At 64.8% G+C, this 16,964-nt stretch carries 15 protein-coding genes and 1 tRNA gene; 14 read left to right on the top strand and 2 right to left on the bottom strand.

Annotated features, from left to right (window positions below):
- Positions 1-80 precede the first annotated feature (80 nt).
- Positions 81-167, top strand: a tRNA-Leu gene (locus ACK4FJ_RS00170).
- Between the two features lie 143 nt (positions 168-310).
- Entirely contained in the window at positions 311-2,605 is a 2,295-nt protein-coding gene (locus ACK4FJ_RS00165; RefSeq protein WP_409764856.1) for an NADP-dependent malic enzyme, read from the top strand.
- On the opposite strand, the gene ACK4FJ_RS00160 is transcribed toward ACK4FJ_RS00165, so the two are convergent.
- Entirely contained in the window at positions 2,602-3,489 is an 888-nt protein-coding gene (locus ACK4FJ_RS00160) for a LysR family transcriptional regulator (protein WP_409762192.1), read from the bottom strand. The genes ACK4FJ_RS00165 and ACK4FJ_RS00160 overlap by 4 nt on opposite strands.
- A 104-nt stretch (positions 3,490-3,593) precedes the next feature.
- Between ACK4FJ_RS00160 and ACK4FJ_RS00155 the strand changes: the two genes are divergently transcribed.
- Genes ACK4FJ_RS00155 through ACK4FJ_RS00115 form a run of 9 tightly spaced genes read left to right on the top strand, consistent with a single transcriptional unit; the run spans position 3,594 to position 11,565 of the window.
- The gene (locus tag ACK4FJ_RS00155; protein ID WP_409762189.1) at positions 3,594-4,046 is read left to right on the top strand and encodes an acyl-CoA thioesterase; all 453 of its coding nucleotides are present in this window, start codon (positions 3,594-3,596) and stop codon (positions 4,044-4,046) included.
- On the top strand, positions 4,043-4,531 hold the full coding sequence (locus ACK4FJ_RS00150; RefSeq protein ID WP_409762186.1) for a PaaI family thioesterase: 489 nt from the start codon (positions 4,043-4,045) through the stop codon (positions 4,529-4,531). The genes ACK4FJ_RS00155 and ACK4FJ_RS00150 overlap by 4 nt, the downstream gene beginning before the upstream one ends.
- A gap of 48 nt (positions 4,532-4,579) precedes the next feature.
- Positions 4,580-5,752, top strand: coding sequence for an isovaleryl-CoA dehydrogenase (locus ACK4FJ_RS00145; protein ID WP_409762183.1), 1,173 nt, complete (start codon positions 4,580-4,582; stop codon positions 5,750-5,752).
- Positions 5,749-6,360, top strand: coding sequence for a hypothetical protein (locus ACK4FJ_RS00140; RefSeq protein WP_409762180.1), 612 nt, complete (start codon positions 5,749-5,751; stop codon positions 6,358-6,360). The genes ACK4FJ_RS00145 and ACK4FJ_RS00140 overlap by 4 nt, the downstream gene beginning before the upstream one ends.
- A 23-nt stretch (positions 6,361-6,383) precedes the next feature.
- On the top strand, positions 6,384-7,517 hold the full coding sequence (locus ACK4FJ_RS00135; RefSeq protein WP_409762177.1) for an acyl-CoA dehydrogenase family protein: 1,134 nt from the start codon (positions 6,384-6,386) through the stop codon (positions 7,515-7,517).
- A 39-nt stretch (positions 7,518-7,556) separates the two neighbouring features.
- Entirely contained in the window at positions 7,557-9,338 is a 1,782-nt protein-coding gene (locus tag ACK4FJ_RS00130) for a potassium/proton antiporter (protein WP_409762174.1), read from the top strand.
- Between the two features lie 32 nt (positions 9,339-9,370).
- Positions 9,371-9,976, top strand: coding sequence for a 2-hydroxychromene-2-carboxylate isomerase (locus ACK4FJ_RS00125; RefSeq protein WP_409762171.1), 606 nt, complete (start codon positions 9,371-9,373; stop codon positions 9,974-9,976).
- A gap of 31 nt (positions 9,977-10,007) precedes the next feature.
- A complete protein-coding gene (locus tag ACK4FJ_RS00120; RefSeq protein ID WP_409762168.1) occupies positions 10,008-10,607 on the top strand; it encodes a 2-hydroxychromene-2-carboxylate isomerase in 600 nt (199 codons plus the stop codon).
- A 4-nt stretch (positions 10,608-10,611) separates the two neighbouring features.
- Entirely contained in the window at positions 10,612-11,565 is a 954-nt protein-coding gene (locus ACK4FJ_RS00115) for a DMT family transporter (RefSeq protein ID WP_409762165.1), read from the top strand.
- Here ACK4FJ_RS00115 and ACK4FJ_RS00110 read toward each other — a convergent pair.
- Entirely contained in the window at positions 11,550-12,335 is a 786-nt protein-coding gene (locus tag ACK4FJ_RS00110; RefSeq protein WP_409762162.1) for an SDR family NAD(P)-dependent oxidoreductase, read from the bottom strand. The two genes, ACK4FJ_RS00115 and ACK4FJ_RS00110, sit on opposite strands and share 16 nt — an antisense overlap.
- Positions 12,336-12,508: 173 nt before the next feature.
- Here ACK4FJ_RS00110 and ACK4FJ_RS00105 point away from each other — a divergent pair, with 173 nt between their 5' ends.
- Genes ACK4FJ_RS00105 through ACK4FJ_RS00095 form a run of 3 tightly spaced genes read left to right on the top strand, consistent with a single transcriptional unit; the run spans position 12,509 to position 16,963 of the window.
- The gene (locus ACK4FJ_RS00105) at positions 12,509-14,116 is read left to right on the top strand and encodes a carboxyl transferase domain-containing protein (protein ID WP_409762159.1); all 1,608 of its coding nucleotides are present in this window, start codon (positions 12,509-12,511) and stop codon (positions 14,114-14,116) included.
- Positions 14,117-14,132: 16 nt separating this feature from the next.
- Positions 14,133-14,930: an enoyl-CoA hydratase-related protein gene (locus ACK4FJ_RS00100; protein WP_409762157.1), complete on the top strand. Its 798-nt coding sequence runs from the start codon at positions 14,133-14,135 to the stop codon at positions 14,928-14,930.
- A gap of 14 nt (positions 14,931-14,944) precedes the next feature.
- Entirely contained in the window at positions 14,945-16,963 is a 2,019-nt protein-coding gene (locus ACK4FJ_RS00095) for an acetyl/propionyl/methylcrotonyl-CoA carboxylase subunit alpha (protein WP_409762154.1), read from the top strand.
- Position 16,964 lies beyond the last annotated feature (1 nt).

The raw sequence follows: 16,964 nt of genomic DNA, 5'->3' as shown, positions 1-16,964 counted from the left end.
GCTGGCCCGCTCAGGAATAGGCCCGCCCGGCCTTGAATACCCCGGCCGGATTTGCTATTCCCCCGCGTCGCCCGAAAAATGCGGTCGTGGCGGAATTGGTAGACGCGCAGCGTTGAGGTCGCTGTGGCCGAAAGGCCGTGAAAGTTCGAGTCTTTTCGACCGCACCATTCTCTGAAGGCAGGGGTATTATCCCCCTAATGGCGGCCTTCCCACTTTCATCCCGGATACGGCTGTTGTAAGCCTGCTTTCCCCGGCGGCAATTCTGCCGATGCCGGGCGATATTGATCATGTCGATCTCACGAGTGCTTCGATGACCTCCGATCTCGACCGTGCGGCGCTGGAATACCACCGGTTGCCCAAGCCCGGTAAGCTGGAAATCACCCCCACCAAACCGCTCGGCACCCAGCGCGACCTGGCGCTGGCCTACAGCCCGGGTGTTGCGGCGGCCTGCAACGCCATCGTGGCCGATCCGGCCCAGGCGGCTGAACTGACCGGCCGGGGCAACCTGATCGGCGTCATCTCCAACGGCACCGCCGTGCTCGGCCTTGGCAATATCGGCCCGCTGGCCTCCAAGCCGGTGATGGAGGGCAAGGCCGTCCTGTTCAAGAAATTCGCCGGCATCGACGTTTTCGACATCGAAATCAACGAGACCGACCCGGCCAGGCTGATCGATATCATCGCGGCGCTCGAGCCGACCTTCGGCGGCATCAACCTGGAAGACATCAAGTCGCCGGAATGCTTTGTGGTCGAGCGCGCCCTGCGCCAGAAGATGAAGATTCCGGTCTTCCACGACGACCAGCATGGCACGGCGATCACCGTGGCGGCCGCCGTGCTGAACGGCCTGCGTGTGGTGGGCAAGAAGATCGGTGATGTGCGGCTGGTGGCCTCGGGCGCCGGTGCCGCCGCGTTGGCCTGCCTCGACCTGCTGGTCGAACTGGGCGTGAAGAAAGAGAATATCGTCGTCAGCGACATCGTCGGCGTGGTCTACGAGGGCCGCACCGAGCAGATGGACGAATTCAAGGCGCGGTATGCGCGGCCGACCAACCATCGCACCCTGGGTGACGCCATCGTTGGCGCCGACGTGTTCCTCGGTCTTTCGGCGGCCAATGTGCTGAAGGCCGAGATGGTCGAGAAGATGGGACCCAAGCCGCTGATCCTGGCGCTGGCGAACCCGACGCCGGAAATCCTGCCGGAAGTGGCCAAGAAGGCCCGCCCCGATGTGGTGATCGCGACCGGCCGTTCGGACTACCCGAACCAGGTCAACAACGTGCTGTGCTTCCCGTTCCTGTTCCGCGGCGCGCTGGATGTGGGGGCCACCACGATCAACACGCAGATGGAACTGGCCGCCGTGCGTGCCATTGCCGATCTGGCAATGGCCGAAATTTCCGACGTTGTCGCCCGCGCCTATGGCAACGACGAGGAACTGAGTTTCGGCCCGGATTATTTCATCCCCAAGCCCTTCGATCCGCGCCTGATCCTGCAGATCGCGCCGGCCGTGGCGCAGGCGGCGATGGACAGCGGCGTGGCGACCCGCCCGATTGCCGACATGGAGGCCTATCGCCACAGCCTGGAGCGTTTCGTCTACCGCACCGGTTTTGTGATGCGGCCGACCTTCGAGCGCGCCAAGCGCCGGCCGATGCGCCTGATCTATGCCGAGGGCGAGGACGAGCGGGTGTTGCGCGCCGCCCAGATCGTGCTGGACGACAAGGTGGCGCAGCCGATCCTGATCGGCCGCCGCGCAGTGGTGGAACGGCGCATCGAGAAGCTGGGCCTGCGGCTGAAGCCCGGGCAGAATGTCGAACTGATCGATCCCGAACGCGACGACCGCTACCACGAATACTGGACCGGTTATCTGGGACTGATGAAGCGCAAGGGCGTGGCGCCCGACGATGCCCGCACCGTGATCCGCACCAATACCACGGTGATCGCGGCCATGGCGGTGCATCGCGGCGAAGCCGATGCGATGATCTGCGGCGCTGTCGGGCAGTATGACCAGCATCTGCCGCATATCTGTGATGTGATCGGATTGCGCGGCGGCGCGGCGCTGCCGGCGGCGATGCAGCTGCTGGTGCTGCCGCATGGCATGCTGTTCATCACCGACAGCAACGTGAACCTGGATCCAAACGCCGACGAGATCGTGGCGATCACGCAGATGGCGGCCGACGAGGTGCGCCGCTTCGGCCTGGTGCCGAAGATCGCCCTGCTGTCGCATTCCAACTTCGGCACCTCCTCGGCAGCCTCGGCGGTGAAAATGCGCGAGGCGACCCGCCGCCTGCACGAACTGATGCCGGATGTCGAGATCGAGGGCGAGATGAAGGCCGATGCCGCGATCTCGGAAACCATCCGCGAGAAGCTGATGCCCGATGGCAGCCTGAAGGGCAGTGCCAACCTGCTGGTGATGCCGAACCTGGATGCCGCGAATATCGCCGCCAATCTGGTGCGCCAGATGGAGCAGGGCTTTTATGTCGGCCCGATCCTGATGGGCATGGGCAAGTCGGCCCATATCGTGTCGCGCAATGTCACGGTGCGCGGCCTGGTCAACATGAGCGCGGTGGCAGTCGTGGATGCGCAGGACCACGCCGATGGCGTGATGGGCCGCGGTTAGTGACCGATCACGGGATGCCGCGCAGCGGCATCCCAGTCGTGGCCGGCAGCGAAATCGCGGAACGGCCGCGTGGTCGCTTCGCTGCTTTTGCGCCAGACCAGTCCGATGCGATGAATGTCCCGCAGTTCCGGCAGCGTGAGGGTCGCGACTGAATCGTCGGTCAGCCAGTGTGGCAGGATGGCGACACCGATCCCGGCGCCCACCAGGGCCAGCAGGCCATGGTCGCTTTCGGCACGGCCGATGATGCGCGGCCGCACGTTCAATGTGGCGAACAGTTTTTCGGCGGCCGGCATGATCTCGGCCTGCGGGCGGATCACGAAAGGCTGGTCCTGCAGGTCGACGATCCGTGCCGTGCTGCGATGCGCCAGCGCATGCTGCGGCGGCACCGCCAGCAGGTAGCGCTGCCGAAACAGGCTGAGCGCCATGTCGTCGGCATCGTCGGGCAGGGGCAGGATGGCGGCATCGATGCGGCCCATGTCGAGCCGGCGATGCAGGGTGGCGGCCGGCGCCTCCAGGGTTTCCATTGCCGTGTCAGGATGCGCGGCGGTGAAGCTGCCCAGCAGGGCGGCCAGCCGGGCCTGCGGCAGGCCGGATACGTAACCCAGGCGCAGGCGCTGCCGTGCCGGCCTGCCTTCCTGGCGCAATTCGCGCCGGGCGGCGGTCCATTCCTGCAGCAAGAGCCGCGCGCGGGGCAGGAAGCGGGCGCCAGCCGGCGTGAGCTGGGCGGCGCGACCGCGCTCGAACAGGCTGACCCCCAGGGATTCCTCCAGCCGCTTGATACCGGCTGAGAGCGTCGGCTGGGTTACGTTGGCGCGCTCGGCGCCACGCGTGAAACTGCCGGTTTCGGCCACGGCCATGAAATAGCGGATCAGGGTCAGGTTCATGGATTATAGAAAAACCCTATCCAGATCATAAAGACAATTGATTTTCTCTATTTTGTTGTGGGCGCTATAGAAGCAGGCGAGGAAACACCGGAAAGGAGCGGACGATGGCCGAACGCTACGTCGAGACCCTGCGGCTGATGACCCAAGCCTGGCAATGCGACCATTTGGGGCATGTGAATGTCAGCTTCTATGTGGGCTGGCTGGGGGATGCCGCTTTTGCCATCGGCGCCATGCATGGCATGCCGCGCGAGCGGGCGGAGGCAGAGCAGGTCGGCACCGCTGCCGTACGCATGGAAATCGACTATCAGGCCGAGTTGCGCGGCGGCGACATGGTGCGGATGGAAACCAACGTGGAAAGCATTGCCGAGCGCAAGATCGTGTTCCGTCATCGCCTGATCCGCGTCGGCGACGAGAAACTGGCCATGTCGGCCCGGCTGACCGGGGTTTGCATCGATCTGGTGCAGCGCCGTTCGCGCGCTTTTCCGTCCGATTTCGTCGAACGGATCGCGGCCACGTTCGGAATCACGCCAGTCGCGCCCAGGGGAGCAGCAGCATGACAACAATCCCGGATTACAAGCCGCAGGATCCGGATTTCAAGGCCCGCGTGCGCGACAGTTTCGAGCGCCAGCCGGCCATGCACCTGATCGGGGCCCGCATGATCGTGGCACGACCCGGCCATTGCGAAATCGAATTGCTGCGCGAACCGAAAGTGACCCAGCAGCACGGTTTCGTGCATGGCGGCATCGTCGGCATGATCGCCGATTCCGCCGCCGGTTATGCGGCCTATAGCCTGTTTCCGGCGGAATCCACGGTGCTGACGGTGGAGTACAAACTCAACCTGATGGCCCCGGCCGATGCCGACCGTCTCGTGGCCCGCAGCATCGTCACCCGCCACGGCCGGACGCTGACGATCTGTTCACTCGACGTGTTTGGCCACAAAAACGACAAGATGACGCATTGTGCCACGGGCCTCGCGACCATGATGTGCATCATGGGCCGCAATGACGGCCCGCGGGATGCGCAGCCTGGTTTGATCCGCTAATATCCCGCCACCCGATTCAGAGCATTTCTGTCACAGAAGGGTACAACCATGATCGCCAATTCCTATCCGACGCTCGATTTCGGTCTGGGCGAGACCGCCGACATGCTGCGCCAGAGCGTGCGCGGTTTTGTCGACAGCGAGCTGGCGCCACGCGCCGACGAGATCGACAAGAGCAACCATTTCCCGCGCGATCTGTGGACCAAGTTCGGCGATCTGGGTCTGCATGGCATCACGGTGGAAGAGGAATATGGCGGCTCGGGCCTGGGCTATCTCGAACACTGCATCGCCATGGAGGAAGTCAGCCGCGGCTCGGCCTCGGTGGGCCTGTCCTATGGCGCGCATTCCAATCTGTGTGTCAACCAGCTGCGCCGCAATGGCAATGAGCAACAGAAGAAGCGGTATCTGCCCAAGCTGATCTCGGGCGAACACCTCGGCGCGCTGGCAATGAGTGAGCCGAATGCCGGTTCCGATGTGGTGTCGATGAAGTTGCGCGCGGAGAAGAAGGGCGACCGCTATATCCTCAACGGCAACAAAATGTGGATCACCAACGGCCCGCAGGCCGATGTGCTGGTGGTCTATGCCAAGACCGATCCCGCCGCCGGTCCACGCGGCATCACCGCCTTCCTGATCGAGAAGAGCTTCAAGGGCTTCTCCACCGCGCAGAAGCTCGACAAGCTGGGCATGCGTGGCTCGGATACCGGCGAGTTGGTGTTCGAGGATTGCGAGGTACCGGAGGAGAACGTGCTCGGCCAGGTCGGGCGTGGCGTGAACGTGCTGATGAGCGGCCTGGATTACGAACGCGCCGTGCTGGCGGCCGGTCCGATCGGCATCATGCAGGCCGCGCTTGACGTCGTGCTGCCATACATCCACGAGCGCCAGCAGTTCGGCCAGCCCATCGGCAGCTTCCAGCTGATCCAAGGCAAGGTTGCCGACATGTATACCGAGATGAATGCGGCCCGCGCCTATGTTTATGCCGTGGCGCGCGCCTGCGACCGCGGCCAGACCACACGCAAGGATGCAGCCGGTGCGATCCTGTTCGCCGCCGAGAAGGCGACCAAGCTTGCGCTGGATGCGATTCAGATTCTCGGCGGCAACGGCTATATCAACGATTATCCGACTGGCCGCCTGCTGCGCGATGCCAAGCTGTATGAAATCGGTGCGGGCACATCGGAAATCCGGCGCATGTTGATCGGCCGCGAAATCTTCGAGGAGACCAAGTGAGGCGTTTGCCCTTTTTTCTTGCCGGCCTGCTGTTCGCTGGCTCCGCGGCAGCGGCCGAGCCTGACATGCGCTGGGAACCGCTGGGCGGGTCCCAGCAGCGTGTCGGCTGGGCGGCCGAAGGGCTGACCGCCGCGCCGCAGATCGCCGAGACCTTCACGGCGCCGATGGGCTATCGCGTCGAACGTTATCTGTGGAAGGCCCAGAAGCCGGCCGGTGCGTTCGCCCTGGCCATCCTGCGCGACCTGAGCGAGGACGATCATTACCTCAGCGGCCCGGTCGACCTGATGAAATTCGCCACCACTATGCTCAAAGGTCTGGAAGCGCCGACGCCCAAGGCGCTGGAAGCCGCGGACCAGATGGTCGCCACCGGCCAAGGCCCGGTGCTGGCCCGGCGGTTCGAGCTTGGGCTGCGGCAATGCCTGGTGCTGGGATTCTATGCCGAACCGCAGGACAAGCCGAATGGCGCCACGACGGCCAGGGAAGAGCCGCTGGCCGAGGGCAGCCTGCGGCTGGACGGTGTCTACTGCGCGGCGGCCGGCCAGCCGCTGACGCCGCAGCAGGTGCTGGCTTATGCCGCCGGCATGAAGCTGCAGCCGGCGAAAAACTGAAAAGAACCGGGAGGGCGACGGCGATGCTGAGCCAGGAACACCAGATGGTGCGCGACATGGCGCGCGATTTTGCCCGCGAGAAGCTGGCGCCGGGTGCCGCCGAGCGCGACCGCACGGCCGAACCCCCGCGCGACCTGCTGCGCGACATGGGGGCGTTGGGCCTGATGGGCATGGGCGTGCCCGAGGAATGGGACGGGGCGGGTGCCGATTTCGTGTCCTATGTCCTGGCGCTGGAAGAAATCGCGGCCGCCGATGGCGCGGTGAGTACCATCATGTCCGTCAATAATTCACCTGTATGCGCCGCCCTGCTGCGCTACGGCACGCCGGCCCAGAAAGAACACTTCCTCAAGCCGCTGGCGCGCGGCGAATGGATCGGCGCCTTCTGCCTGACCGAACCACAGGCCGGTTCCGACGCCTCGGCGCTGAAGACCCGGGCGCGGCGCGAAGGCGATGGCTGGGTGATCAATGGCGTGAAGCAGTTCATCACCTCTGGCTCCATCGGAAAACTGGCTTTGGTCTTTGCCGTCAGCGATCCCGGGGCCGGCAAACGGGGGATTTCCTGTTTCCTGGTGCCGACCGACACGCCCGGCTACACGGTGGCCAGCGTGGAAAGGAAACTGGGACAGAAATGTTCCGATACCTGCCAGATCGTGTTCGACAATCTGAAAGTGGGTAATGACGCCCTGCTGGGCGAGGAGGGCGAGGGCTATCGCATCGCGCTGGCCAACCTGGAATCCGGCCGCATCGGCATCGCCGCCCAGGCCACTGGCATGGCGCGGGCGGCTTTCGAGGCCGCCCTGGCCTATGCCGGCCAGCGTGAGGCCTTCGGCACCGCCATCATCAACCACCAGGCGGTGGGATTCCGGCTGGCCGACATGGCCACCCGCATCGAGGCGGCGCGCCAGCTGGTGCTGAATGCCGCGCGGCTGAAAGATGCTGGCCAGCCCTGCCTGAAAGAGGCCAGCATGGCCAAATTGTTTGCATCCGAAATGGCCGAACGCGTATGCTCGGATGCCATCCAGATTCACGGCGGTTACGGCTACCTCGCCGACTTCCCGGTCGAGCGCATCTATCGCGATGTCCGGGTCTGCCAGATCTACGAGGGCACCAGCGATGTGCAGCGGCTGGTCATCAGCCGGGCATTGACGGGAAGCTAGCCGCCCGCAGGCGGAGGCCTGTAGACAAAGGAACGAGGATTGAACCAGGCCAACGAGATACTTTTTGTCGCATCTCTGTTGGTCCTGGTGAGCATCTTCGCCGGATCGGCCTCCAGCCGTTTCGGTGTGCCCTTCCTGCTGGTCTTCCTCGGTCTGGGCATCTTCGCGGGCGAGGGCGGCCCGGGCGGCATCGTGTTCCGCGACTATCAGCTCACCTATGCCGTCGGCTCGGCGGCTTTGGGCATCATCCTGTTCGACGGCGGCCTGCGTACCAATTTCGCCACGGTTCGTCTGGTGGCAGGGCCTGCCTTTGCGCTGGCCACGGTGGGCGTGGTCGGAACCGCCGCCCTGGTTGGTGTGGCGGCGCATTTCGCGCTGGGGCTGGGCCTGCTTGAATCCTTCCTGGTCGGCGCCATCGTCGGCTCGACCGACGCCGCGGCCGTGTTCTTCCTGCTCAACATGAAGGGCATGGCGCTGCAGAAGCGCGTCAGCGGCACCCTGGAAGTCGAGTCCGGCATCAACGATCCCATGGCGATTTTCCTCACCATGGTTTGCGTCGAGCTGCTCCGGCTCGGCCAGCCGCCGGACAGCCTTGAGCTGGTCCTGCTCTTCAGCATCCAGATGCTGGGCGGCCTGGTGGTCGGCGTGGTTGGCGGGTTCCTGCTGGTCGCGCTGTTCAACCGTGTGCCGGTGGCTGGCGGCTTGTACCCGATTGTGGCCATGGCCGCGGCGCTGCTGATCTTTTCCGGCGCCAATTTTCTGCAGGCCTCGGGCTTTGTCGCCGTTTATGTCGCCGGTCTGGTGCTCGGCAACCGCCGCCATCGCGGCGCGCAGGTGATCCTGCGCTTCTACGATGGCTTAAGCTGGCTGGGCCAGATCGTCATGTTCCTGCTGCTGGGCCTGCTGATGACGCCCGAGGAAATGACGCCCTATGCGGTGGGCAGCGGCATCGTTGCGGCAATGCTGATCCTGGTGGCGCGGCCGGCGGCCGTGCTGCTCTGCCTGCTGCCGTTCCGCTATACTTGGCGCGAGATCGGCTTCGTGTCGTGGGTGGGCCTGCGCGGCGCGGTGCCGATTTTCCTCGCCACCATTCCCGTGCTGGCCGATTTGCCCGGTTCCGAGCTGTATGTCACTGCGGCCTTTGTCTGCGTGCTTGCCTCGCTCACCGTTCAGGGCTGGACCATCGGACCGGTGGCGCGCTTCTTCGGCTTGGAGTTGCCGCCCAAACCCGAGGCGGTCAGTCGTACCGATCTGGAACTTGGATCAACGCTGGATCGCGATGTGGCCAGCTATCGCGTAGAGGCCGATGCCCCGGCACTGGGATATCGCTACAGCGAACTGCCTCTGCCGCGCCGTTCGCGTATCATCAGCGTGATACGTGACGGTGCCGTGATGGACCGCACCAAGCTGGAGAACCTGGCCCCGGGCGATTATCTGCTGGTGCTGGCCCCGGCCGAGCATTTCTTCCAGCTCGATCGCCTGTTCACGGCGCGTCGCCAGAGCAAGCGTGAGCGTAAGCGGGCCGAACGCGGCGAGGAAGTGTTCGGCGAGTTCATCCTGACCGGCGACACCCTGATGGGCGAGGTTTCGATGCTGTATGGCATTCCGGTCGATGACAAAGATCGCAAGGATTCGGTGGGGACCTATGTTCGCCGCAAACTGAGACACCGTGCCGTGGTGGGCGACCGCGTGCGGGCTGGTCCGGTGGAGTTCGTGGTGCGTGAAATCCGCAATGACCGCATTACCTCGGTTGGTATCGAACTGGAACCGGAGGAACATCCGATCCTGCGCGGCTTCCGCCGTGCCTTCGGCTTCGACTAGACTGCACAGAACAAGAAACGATGGAGGAAACCATGCCGGCCCCGGTGGAATTCTATTTCGATTTTTCTTCGCCTTATGCCTATATCGCCGCCCAACGGATCGACCAGATCGCGGCCAGGCATGGCCGTAGCGTCGACTGGCGGCCGATGCTGCTGGGGGCGGTGTTCAAGGTGGCGGGCAGCAAGCCGCTGACCGAGTATCCGTTGAAGGGCAAATACTCCACTCATGACTTTCAGCGCTCGGCGCGCGAACATGGCATCGCCTTCAATATGCCGGCGACATTTCCTTTGCCGACTCAGGGTGCGGCCCGCGGCGCGTATTGGTTGAAGCAGGTATTGCCGGAAAAAGCAGTGCCATTCATCAAGGCTGTCTATGCCGCCTATTTCGTCGATGGGAAGGATATCTCGTCGCCGGAGGTTGTGGCTGATATCGCAGCCGGCCTCGGCGTCGACCGGAAAGCCTTTCTGGAGGGCATCGAAAATCCGGAGATCAAGGCGAAGCTGCGCGAGGTGACGGAAGACGCGATCCATAATCGCGGCGTATTCGGCTCACCCTATGTGTTTGTCGACGGCGAACCCTTCTGGGGCGCCGACCGGCTGGACCAGATCGACCGCTGGCTGCAGCGCGGCGGCTGGTGAATTTCAGTACATAACAACAAGGAAACGACCGATGGCCGACCCGATTGTGTTTTACTGGGATTTCCCGTCACCCTATGCCTATATCGGCGCCAACCAGATCGAGGCTGTGGCGGCGAAACATGGCCGCAGCGTCGACTGGCGGCCGGTTTCCATCGGCCATCTGTGGAAGGCGATCCCGGACCGTACGCCGTTTCCGAAGATCAAGATGGATTACATGATGCACGACTGGACGCGCTCGGCCCAGCTGGCCGGCCTGCCCATCGTCACGACGCCCGATCCGTTCCCCACCGACGCCAAGCTGCCTCGCCTGCTGTTCTATCGCCTCAAGGCGCAGGATGTTGCCAAGGCCAGGGCCTTTGCCCTGGCGGCCTATCGGCAATACTGGGGCGAGGGGAAGGATATCGCCAGGCCGGAGCATCTGGCGGGCATCGTCAAATTTCTCGGTATCCCCGAAGCCGAAATCGCTGCTGCAGCTGAAGATCCCGCTGCCCGGCAGGCCGTGCTGGACTCCACCGCCGAGGCGATCGCGCTGAAGGCCTTCGGCACGCCGACCTTCATGGTCGATGGCGAGATGTTCTGGGGCTCGGACCGTATCGACCAGATCGACAGATGGCTGGCCCGCAAGGCCTGATCCGATGACCGGTAAACCCGCCGGCGGCAGTCTGCTAGCCTCGGCCGGCCTCGTGGCCACCGCGCTCCTTTGGGGCGCGATGATCCCGATGACCCATGCGCTGGCGACGAAGCATCTCGATCCGTTCTTCGTCTCGGCGATCCGCTACCTGATTCCCGCGCCGCTGCTGATAGGCATGGTGTTCCTGTTCGACCGGCGTTCGCCATTTCGCGCGCCGCTGCCCTGGCCCACGGTGTTCAAGCTGGGGGGCGGCATGGCCTGTTTTTCGATCTTCTACACCATCGGCATCATGCTGTCCGATCCGGTGCGGGCCGCGATTGCGATGAGTTGTGGGCCGCTCGTTGCGGCCCTGCTCACCAAACTGATGCTGCGTGTGCCGCTGGCGCGCGGCTTCTGGCCGGCGGCGGTCAGCGCCGTGATCGGCGCGAGCCTCGTGGCCCTGGATGCCGTGCGGCCGCGGGCGGGCAGCGCGGGCGACACCGGCTATGCCGGCGAGGCGCTGCTGGTGCTCGCGATGGTGAGCTGGAGCTGGTACTCGATCAAGGTGCAGGCCTGGCTTGGGCCGCTTGGCTGGAGCCAGATGCGCATCACCTGTCTGACCTCGCTGGCGGGCGGCATCCTGATCTGCGCGCTGTTCGCCGCGCTCGCGTCATTGCAGCCAACGCGTCTGCCGGTAGAAATGCCCTCGGCCACGGTGCTGGGCATGCTGGCCTGGGTCGGCATCGGCGGGGCGGGGCTGGCGATCCTGTTCTGGAATTTCGGCGTCAGCCATGTCGGCGTGCCGGTCGCCACGCTTTATACCAGCCTGGCGCCGGTCTTTTCCGTCGGCGTGGCGGCGGCCTTCTTCGGCAGTACGGTCACGCTGCAGCAGATCGCCGGCGGGATGTTGATCCTCGCCGGCGTCGTGCGCATGCAATGGCTGCAGGCCCGGTCGATCCGGCCTCAGAAGATGGTATAGGCGCCGTCGATCACGAAGCTATCGCCGGTGTGATAGCTGCTGGCGTCGCTCATCAGGTAGACCGCGATGCCGGCGAAATCCGAACCCTGCCCCCAGCGGCGGGCCGGGATGCGCGGCAGCACGTTGCCGCTGAATTTCGGATCGGCCACGCCGGCAGCCGTCATCTCGGTCTCGATCCAGCCGGGCAGGATCGAATTCGCCGTCACGTTATAACGCGCCATCTCGACGGCGAGCGCCCGGATCACCGATACCATGGCGCCCTTGCTGGCGGCATAGGACTGGGCGCGGGCGGCGCCATGCACCGAAGCGGTGCTGGCCATGCCGACCAGGCGACCACCCGACGTGTCGCCATTCTTGCCGCGCTCCACCATGTGACGGGCGGCGGCACGCAGGGTGAAGAAAGCACCATCGAGATTGACCGACAGCACCCGGCGCCATTCCGCCGTGCTCAATTCGTGGAAAGCGGCGCGGGCCTGGCTGACACCGGCATTCGCAAAGCAGCCATCGATCCGGCCCATCACCTTCAGGGCTTCGGCAAAGCCGGCCTCGACCTGGGCTTCATCGGCAACATCCACCTTCTGTACCAGCACGCGACGGCCATGGGCCTTCAGTTTCGCTTCCGCGGCGGCATTCTTGTTTGGGTTGCCGCCCCAGATCACGAGATCGCAGCCGGCCTGCGCCAGGCCCTCGGCCATACCCAGTCCGATGCCGCCGTTGCCGCCGGTCACCAGGGCCACCTTGCCGTTCAGATCGAAGCCTTTGCCGGCCATGTTCCCTCCATAGATTTTGTCGATGTTGCCAATAGATAGAGCAAATTCACCGCCCACTATCCGGCACCCATGCTTTTCGCGTCAAGACGGGGCTCGCACCCCTTGCGGTGGGCGGGGGGCGCTGGCATGTTCGCCCGGTATTGCCCGAGAAAGATAAAGCAGAACGCAAGGTCATGAGCGCGCTAACCAGCCAACTCGATACCCGTTCGGCAGCCTTCCGCGATAACGCGGCCCAGATGCAGGCGCTGGTCGACGATCTCAAAGCCAAGGTCCAGCTGATCAAGCAGGGCGGCGGTGACAAGGCCCGCGAGAAACATCTGTCCCGCGGCAAGCTGCTGCCGCGCGACCGCGTCCGCACCCTGCTGGATCCGGGCTCGCCGTTCCTGGAACTCAGCCAGTTCGCCGCCTGGGACATGTATGGCGGCGACATCCATGCGGCTGGCGTGATCACCGGTGTCGGCCGGGTGATGGGCCGCGAATGTGTCATCGTCTGCAACGATGCCACTGTGAAGGGCGGCACCTACTTCCCGATGACGGTGAAGAAACATCTGCGGGCGCAGGAAATCGCCTGGCAGAATCGGCTGCCCTGTCTGTATCTGGTCGATTCCGGCGGCGCCAACCTGCCGACTTGGGACGACGTGTTTCCCGACCGCGAGCATTTCGGCCGCATCTTCTACAATCAGGCCAACATGTCGGCCGACGGCATCCCGCAGATCGCCGTGGTGATGGGGTCCTGCACGGCAGGCGGTGCCTATGTACCGGCGATGTCGGATGAATCGATCATCGTGCGCAACCAGGGCACCATTTTCCTCGGTGGCCCGCCGCTGGTGAAAGCCGCAACGGGCGAGATCGTCTCGGCCGAGGAATTGGGCGGTGCCGACGTGCATGCGCGCGTTTCCGGCGTCAGCGACCATTATGCCATGAACGATACCCATGCCCTGGGGCTGGCCCGTCGCATTGTCGGCAATCTCAATGGCGTGAAGCAGGTCACGGGGGATATCCGCCCGCCGCTGCCGCCGCGCTATGATCCGGCCGAGCTTTATGGCGTGATCCCGAAGGATGGCCGAGTCCCCTTCGACGTGCGCGAGATCATCGCCCGCATCGTGGACGATTCCGAACTGGATGAATTCAAGAAGCTGTATGGCACGACGCTGGTCTGCGGTTTCGCCCGCATCCACGGCTATCCGGTCGGCATCATCGCCAACAATGGCATCCTGTTCTCGGAAAGTGCCCTGAAGGGGGCGCATTTCATCGAGCTTTGCTGCCAGCGCAACATTCCGCTGCTGTTCCTGCAGAACATCACCGGCTTCATGGTCGGCAAGAAATACGAGTCCGGCGGCATCGCCCGCGACGGCGCCAAACTGGTAACGGCGGTGTCCTGCGCGAAAGTGCCGAAATTCACGGTGATCATCGGCGGTTCCTATGGTGCCGGCAATTACGGCATGTGCGGCCGCGCCTATTCGCCACGCCTGCTGATCATGTGGCCGAATGCCCGTATCTCGGTGATGGGTGGCGAGCAGGCCGCCAGCGTGCTGGCGACGGTGAAGCGCGACGGCATCGAGGCCTCAGGCGGCGCCTGGAGCAAGGACGAGGAAGAGGCCTTCAAGAACCCGATCCGTGCGCAATACGACCGCCAGGGGCATCCGTATTACGCCTCGGCGCGCCTGTGGGACGACGGCATCATCGATCCGGCCGATACCCGCACCGTGCTTGGCCTTGGCCTCAGCATGGCCCATAACGCACCGATCGAGCCGACGAAGTTCGGCGTGTTCAGAATGTAAGGGCAGGGAAAGCGCCATGAGCGAGACGCAGGAACTGGTTCTGCTGGAAATCGATCCGCGCGGTGTCGCCACGGTGACGCTGAACCGGCCGCATATCCATAATGCCTTCAACGACGACGTGGTGCAGCGCCTGGGCGCGATCTGGGGCGATCTGGCCAGCCGCAAGGATGTGCGCGTGGTGGTGCTGCGCGGCGCGGGCAAGAGCTTTTCCGCCGGCGGCGACCTCGACTGGATGCGCAAGTCCGGCCAGGCGACGCCGGAACAGAACCGTGCCAGCACCCTGAACATGGCGCGCATGTTGAAGCAGCTGAACGACCTGCCGCAGGCCGTGCTGGCGCTGGTGCAGGGCAACTGCATGGCCGGCGGCACCGGCCTAGCCTCGGGCGCCGATATCGTGGTGGCCACCAAAGCGGCGCAGTTTGCGCTGACGGAAGTGCGGCTGGGCCTGACGCCCGCCACCATATCGCCCTATGTGGTGGCAGCGATGGGCGCGCGGCAGGCGCGGCGCTATTTCCTCACCGGCGAACGGTTCGGCGCCGAGGAAGCCTGTCGCATCGGTCTGGTGCATGACGTGGTGGCCGACGAAGGCGCGCTGGAAACCCGCGGGCTCGAACTGGTGGCGGCGCTGTTGCAGGGCGCGCCGGGCGCGATCCGCGACAGCAAGTTGCTGATCGGGCGCGTCGCCAACCGCAGCGTCGACGACGAGATCATGGAATTCACCGCCCGCAACATTGCCGACCGCCGCGCCAGCGCGGAGGGACAGGAAGGACTTGCCGCCTTCTTCGAGAAGCGCAAGCCAAGCTGGGCATCCTGAGTGGAGTTGAGCGCGTGTTCCGCAAGATCCTGATCGCCAATCGCGGCGAGATCGCCTGCCGGGTCATCCGCACCGCCAAGCGGCTGGGCGTGGCCACCGTGGCCGTCTATTCCGATGCCGATGCCAGGGCACGCCATGTCGCCATGGCCGATGAGGCCGTGCATATCGGCGGCGCTGCCGTGCGCGACAGCTATCTGGTGGCCGAGCGCGTCATCAATGCGGCAAAGCTCACCGGTGCCCAGGCGATCCATCCCGGTTATGGTTTCCTGTCTGAGAATGCCGGCTTTGCCAGGGCCTGTGCCGAAGCCGGGCTGGTCTTCATCGGCCCGCCGCCCGCCGCTATCGAGGCCATGGGGCTGAAAGGCGCGGCGAAGGCGCTGATGGAAAAGGCCAGGGTGCCGGTGGTGCCGGGGTATCACGGCGACGACCAGTCGCCCGACCTGCTGGCTAAGGAAGCCGAGCGCATCGGCTATCCCGTGCTGATCAAGGCTGTGGCCGGTGGCGGCGGCAAGGGCATGCGCCGCGTGGATACGCCCAAGGATTTTGCGGCCGCCCTGGCCGGCGCGCAGCGCGAAGCCGCCAATGCCTTCGGCGACGACAAGGTGCTGCTGGAAAAATATCTGGTTAAGCCGCGGCACATCGAAATCCAGGTCTTTGCCGACGGCCATGGCAATGCCGTGCATCTGTTCGAACGCGACTGCTCGGTGCAGCGTCGCCACCAGAAGGTGCTGGAGGAAGCCCCGGCCCCCGACATGCCGCCGGCCATGCGCGCCGCGATGGGCGAGGCGGCGGTGGCGGCCGCCAAGGCAATCGGCTATGTCGGCGCCGGCACGGTGGAATTCATCGCCGATGTTTCCGAGGGCCTGAAGCCGGACCGTTTCTATTTCATGGAAATGAATACCCGCCTGCAGGTGGAGCATCCGGTCACCGAAATGATCACCGGGCAGGACCTGGTGGAATGGCAGCTGCGCGTGGCCTCCGGCGAGCGCCTGCCGCTGACCCAGAAGGATCTCGCCATCGACGGTCATGCCGTCGAGGCGCGCATCTACGCCGAAGATCCGCAGAAGAACTTCCTGCCCTCAGTCGGTACGCTGCATCGCCTGCGGCCGCCGGCGGAAGACGCGCATGTCCGCGTCGATACCGGCGTGCGCGAAGGAGATGCCGTCACACCCTATTACGACCCGATGATCGCCAAGCTGATCGTGTGGGATCGAGATCGACTTTCTGCCCTGCGCCGCATGCGCCAGGCGCTGGCGGAGTACCAGGTGGCCGGTGTGGCCACCAATACCGCTTTCCTGATCGCCCTGGCCGGCCACCCGGCCTTCATGGCTGGCGACCTCGATACCGGCTTCATCGAGCGTTTCCGCGCCGACCTGATCCCGACGCCGCAGCCGGCCAGCACCATGATCCTGGCGCTGGTCGCCCTGGCCGTGACGCTGGAACGTCGCGAGGCGGTAGCGCGGCAATCGGCCCAGAGCGGCGACCCCTGGTCGCCCTGGTCTGCCGTGAATGGCTGGCGCATGAACGACCAGGGCTGGGACGAACTGATTCTGCGTGAACGCGAGTCCGACATTCATTGCCGCATCGAGTATCTGGCCGATGGCGATCTGCGCGTGCATGGGCCGGAAAGCGCCCTGGTCGTGCAGGGCAGCCTGGATGGTGACGGCGGGCTGGATGCCGTGATCGAAGGGCGTCGTATCCGTGTCGGGATTGTGCGGCAGAACGATGATGTCGTCGTGCTGCTGCCGGGCGAGAGTCACCGCCTGACCATCGTCGATCCGCGCGCCGCCGGCGACGCGGAGGAGGGCGGCGGTGGCCAGCTCACCGCGCCGATGCCGGGCAAGATCGTGCAGGTGTTGGTGGCCGAGGGCGCGAAGGTAGATAAGGGCCAGCCGCTGCTGATCCTGGAAGCCATGAAGATGGAACACACGATCAGCGCACCCGCGCGCGGCACGGTTGCCAAGTTGCCCTTCCGGGCCGGCGATCAGGTGCCCGAGGGCGCCGTGCTGCTGCATCTGGAAACCGAGGACTGAA

The organism is Ferrovibrio sp. (assembly GCF_046297595.1).
Classification (GTDB): domain Bacteria; phylum Pseudomonadota; class Alphaproteobacteria; order Ferrovibrionales; family Ferrovibrionaceae; genus Ferrovibrio.
This window is presented reverse-complemented; position numbering and strand designations above follow the sequence as displayed.

Excerpts from the sequence above, each read along its gene's own strand:
- ACK4FJ_RS00155 (WP_409762189.1), top strand. The coding sequence starts at position 3,594 with ATGGCCGAACGCTACGTCGAGACCCTGCGGCTGATGACCCAAGCCTGG.
- ACK4FJ_RS00165 (WP_409764856.1), top strand. The coding sequence starts at position 311 with ATGACCTCCGATCTCGACCGTGCGGCGCTGGAATACCACCGGTTGCCC.
- ACK4FJ_RS00135 (WP_409762177.1), top strand. The coding sequence starts at position 6,384 with ATGCTGAGCCAGGAACACCAGATGGTGCGCGACATGGCGCGCGATTTT.
- ACK4FJ_RS00150 (WP_409762186.1), top strand. The coding sequence starts at position 4,043 with ATGACAACAATCCCGGATTACAAGCCGCAGGATCCGGATTTCAAGGCC.
- ACK4FJ_RS00100 (WP_409762157.1), top strand. The coding sequence starts at position 14,133 with ATGAGCGAGACGCAGGAACTGGTTCTGCTGGAAATCGATCCGCGCGGT.
- ACK4FJ_RS00145 (WP_409762183.1), top strand. The coding sequence starts at position 4,580 with ATGATCGCCAATTCCTATCCGACGCTCGATTTCGGTCTGGGCGAGACC.
- ACK4FJ_RS00125 (WP_409762171.1), top strand. The coding sequence starts at position 9,371 with ATGCCGGCCCCGGTGGAATTCTATTTCGATTTTTCTTCGCCTTATGCC.
- ACK4FJ_RS00115 (WP_409762165.1), top strand. The coding sequence starts at position 10,612 with ATGACCGGTAAACCCGCCGGCGGCAGTCTGCTAGCCTCGGCCGGCCTC.
- ACK4FJ_RS00120 (WP_409762168.1), top strand. The coding sequence starts at position 10,008 with ATGGCCGACCCGATTGTGTTTTACTGGGATTTCCCGTCACCCTATGCC.
- ACK4FJ_RS00110 (WP_409762162.1), bottom strand. The coding sequence starts at position 12,335 with ATGGCCGGCAAAGGCTTCGATCTGAACGGCAAGGTGGCCCTGGTGACC.
- ACK4FJ_RS00160 (WP_409762192.1), bottom strand. The coding sequence starts at position 3,489 with ATGAACCTGACCCTGATCCGCTATTTCATGGCCGTGGCCGAAACCGGC.
- ACK4FJ_RS00105 (WP_409762159.1), top strand. The coding sequence starts at position 12,509 with ATGAGCGCGCTAACCAGCCAACTCGATACCCGTTCGGCAGCCTTCCGC.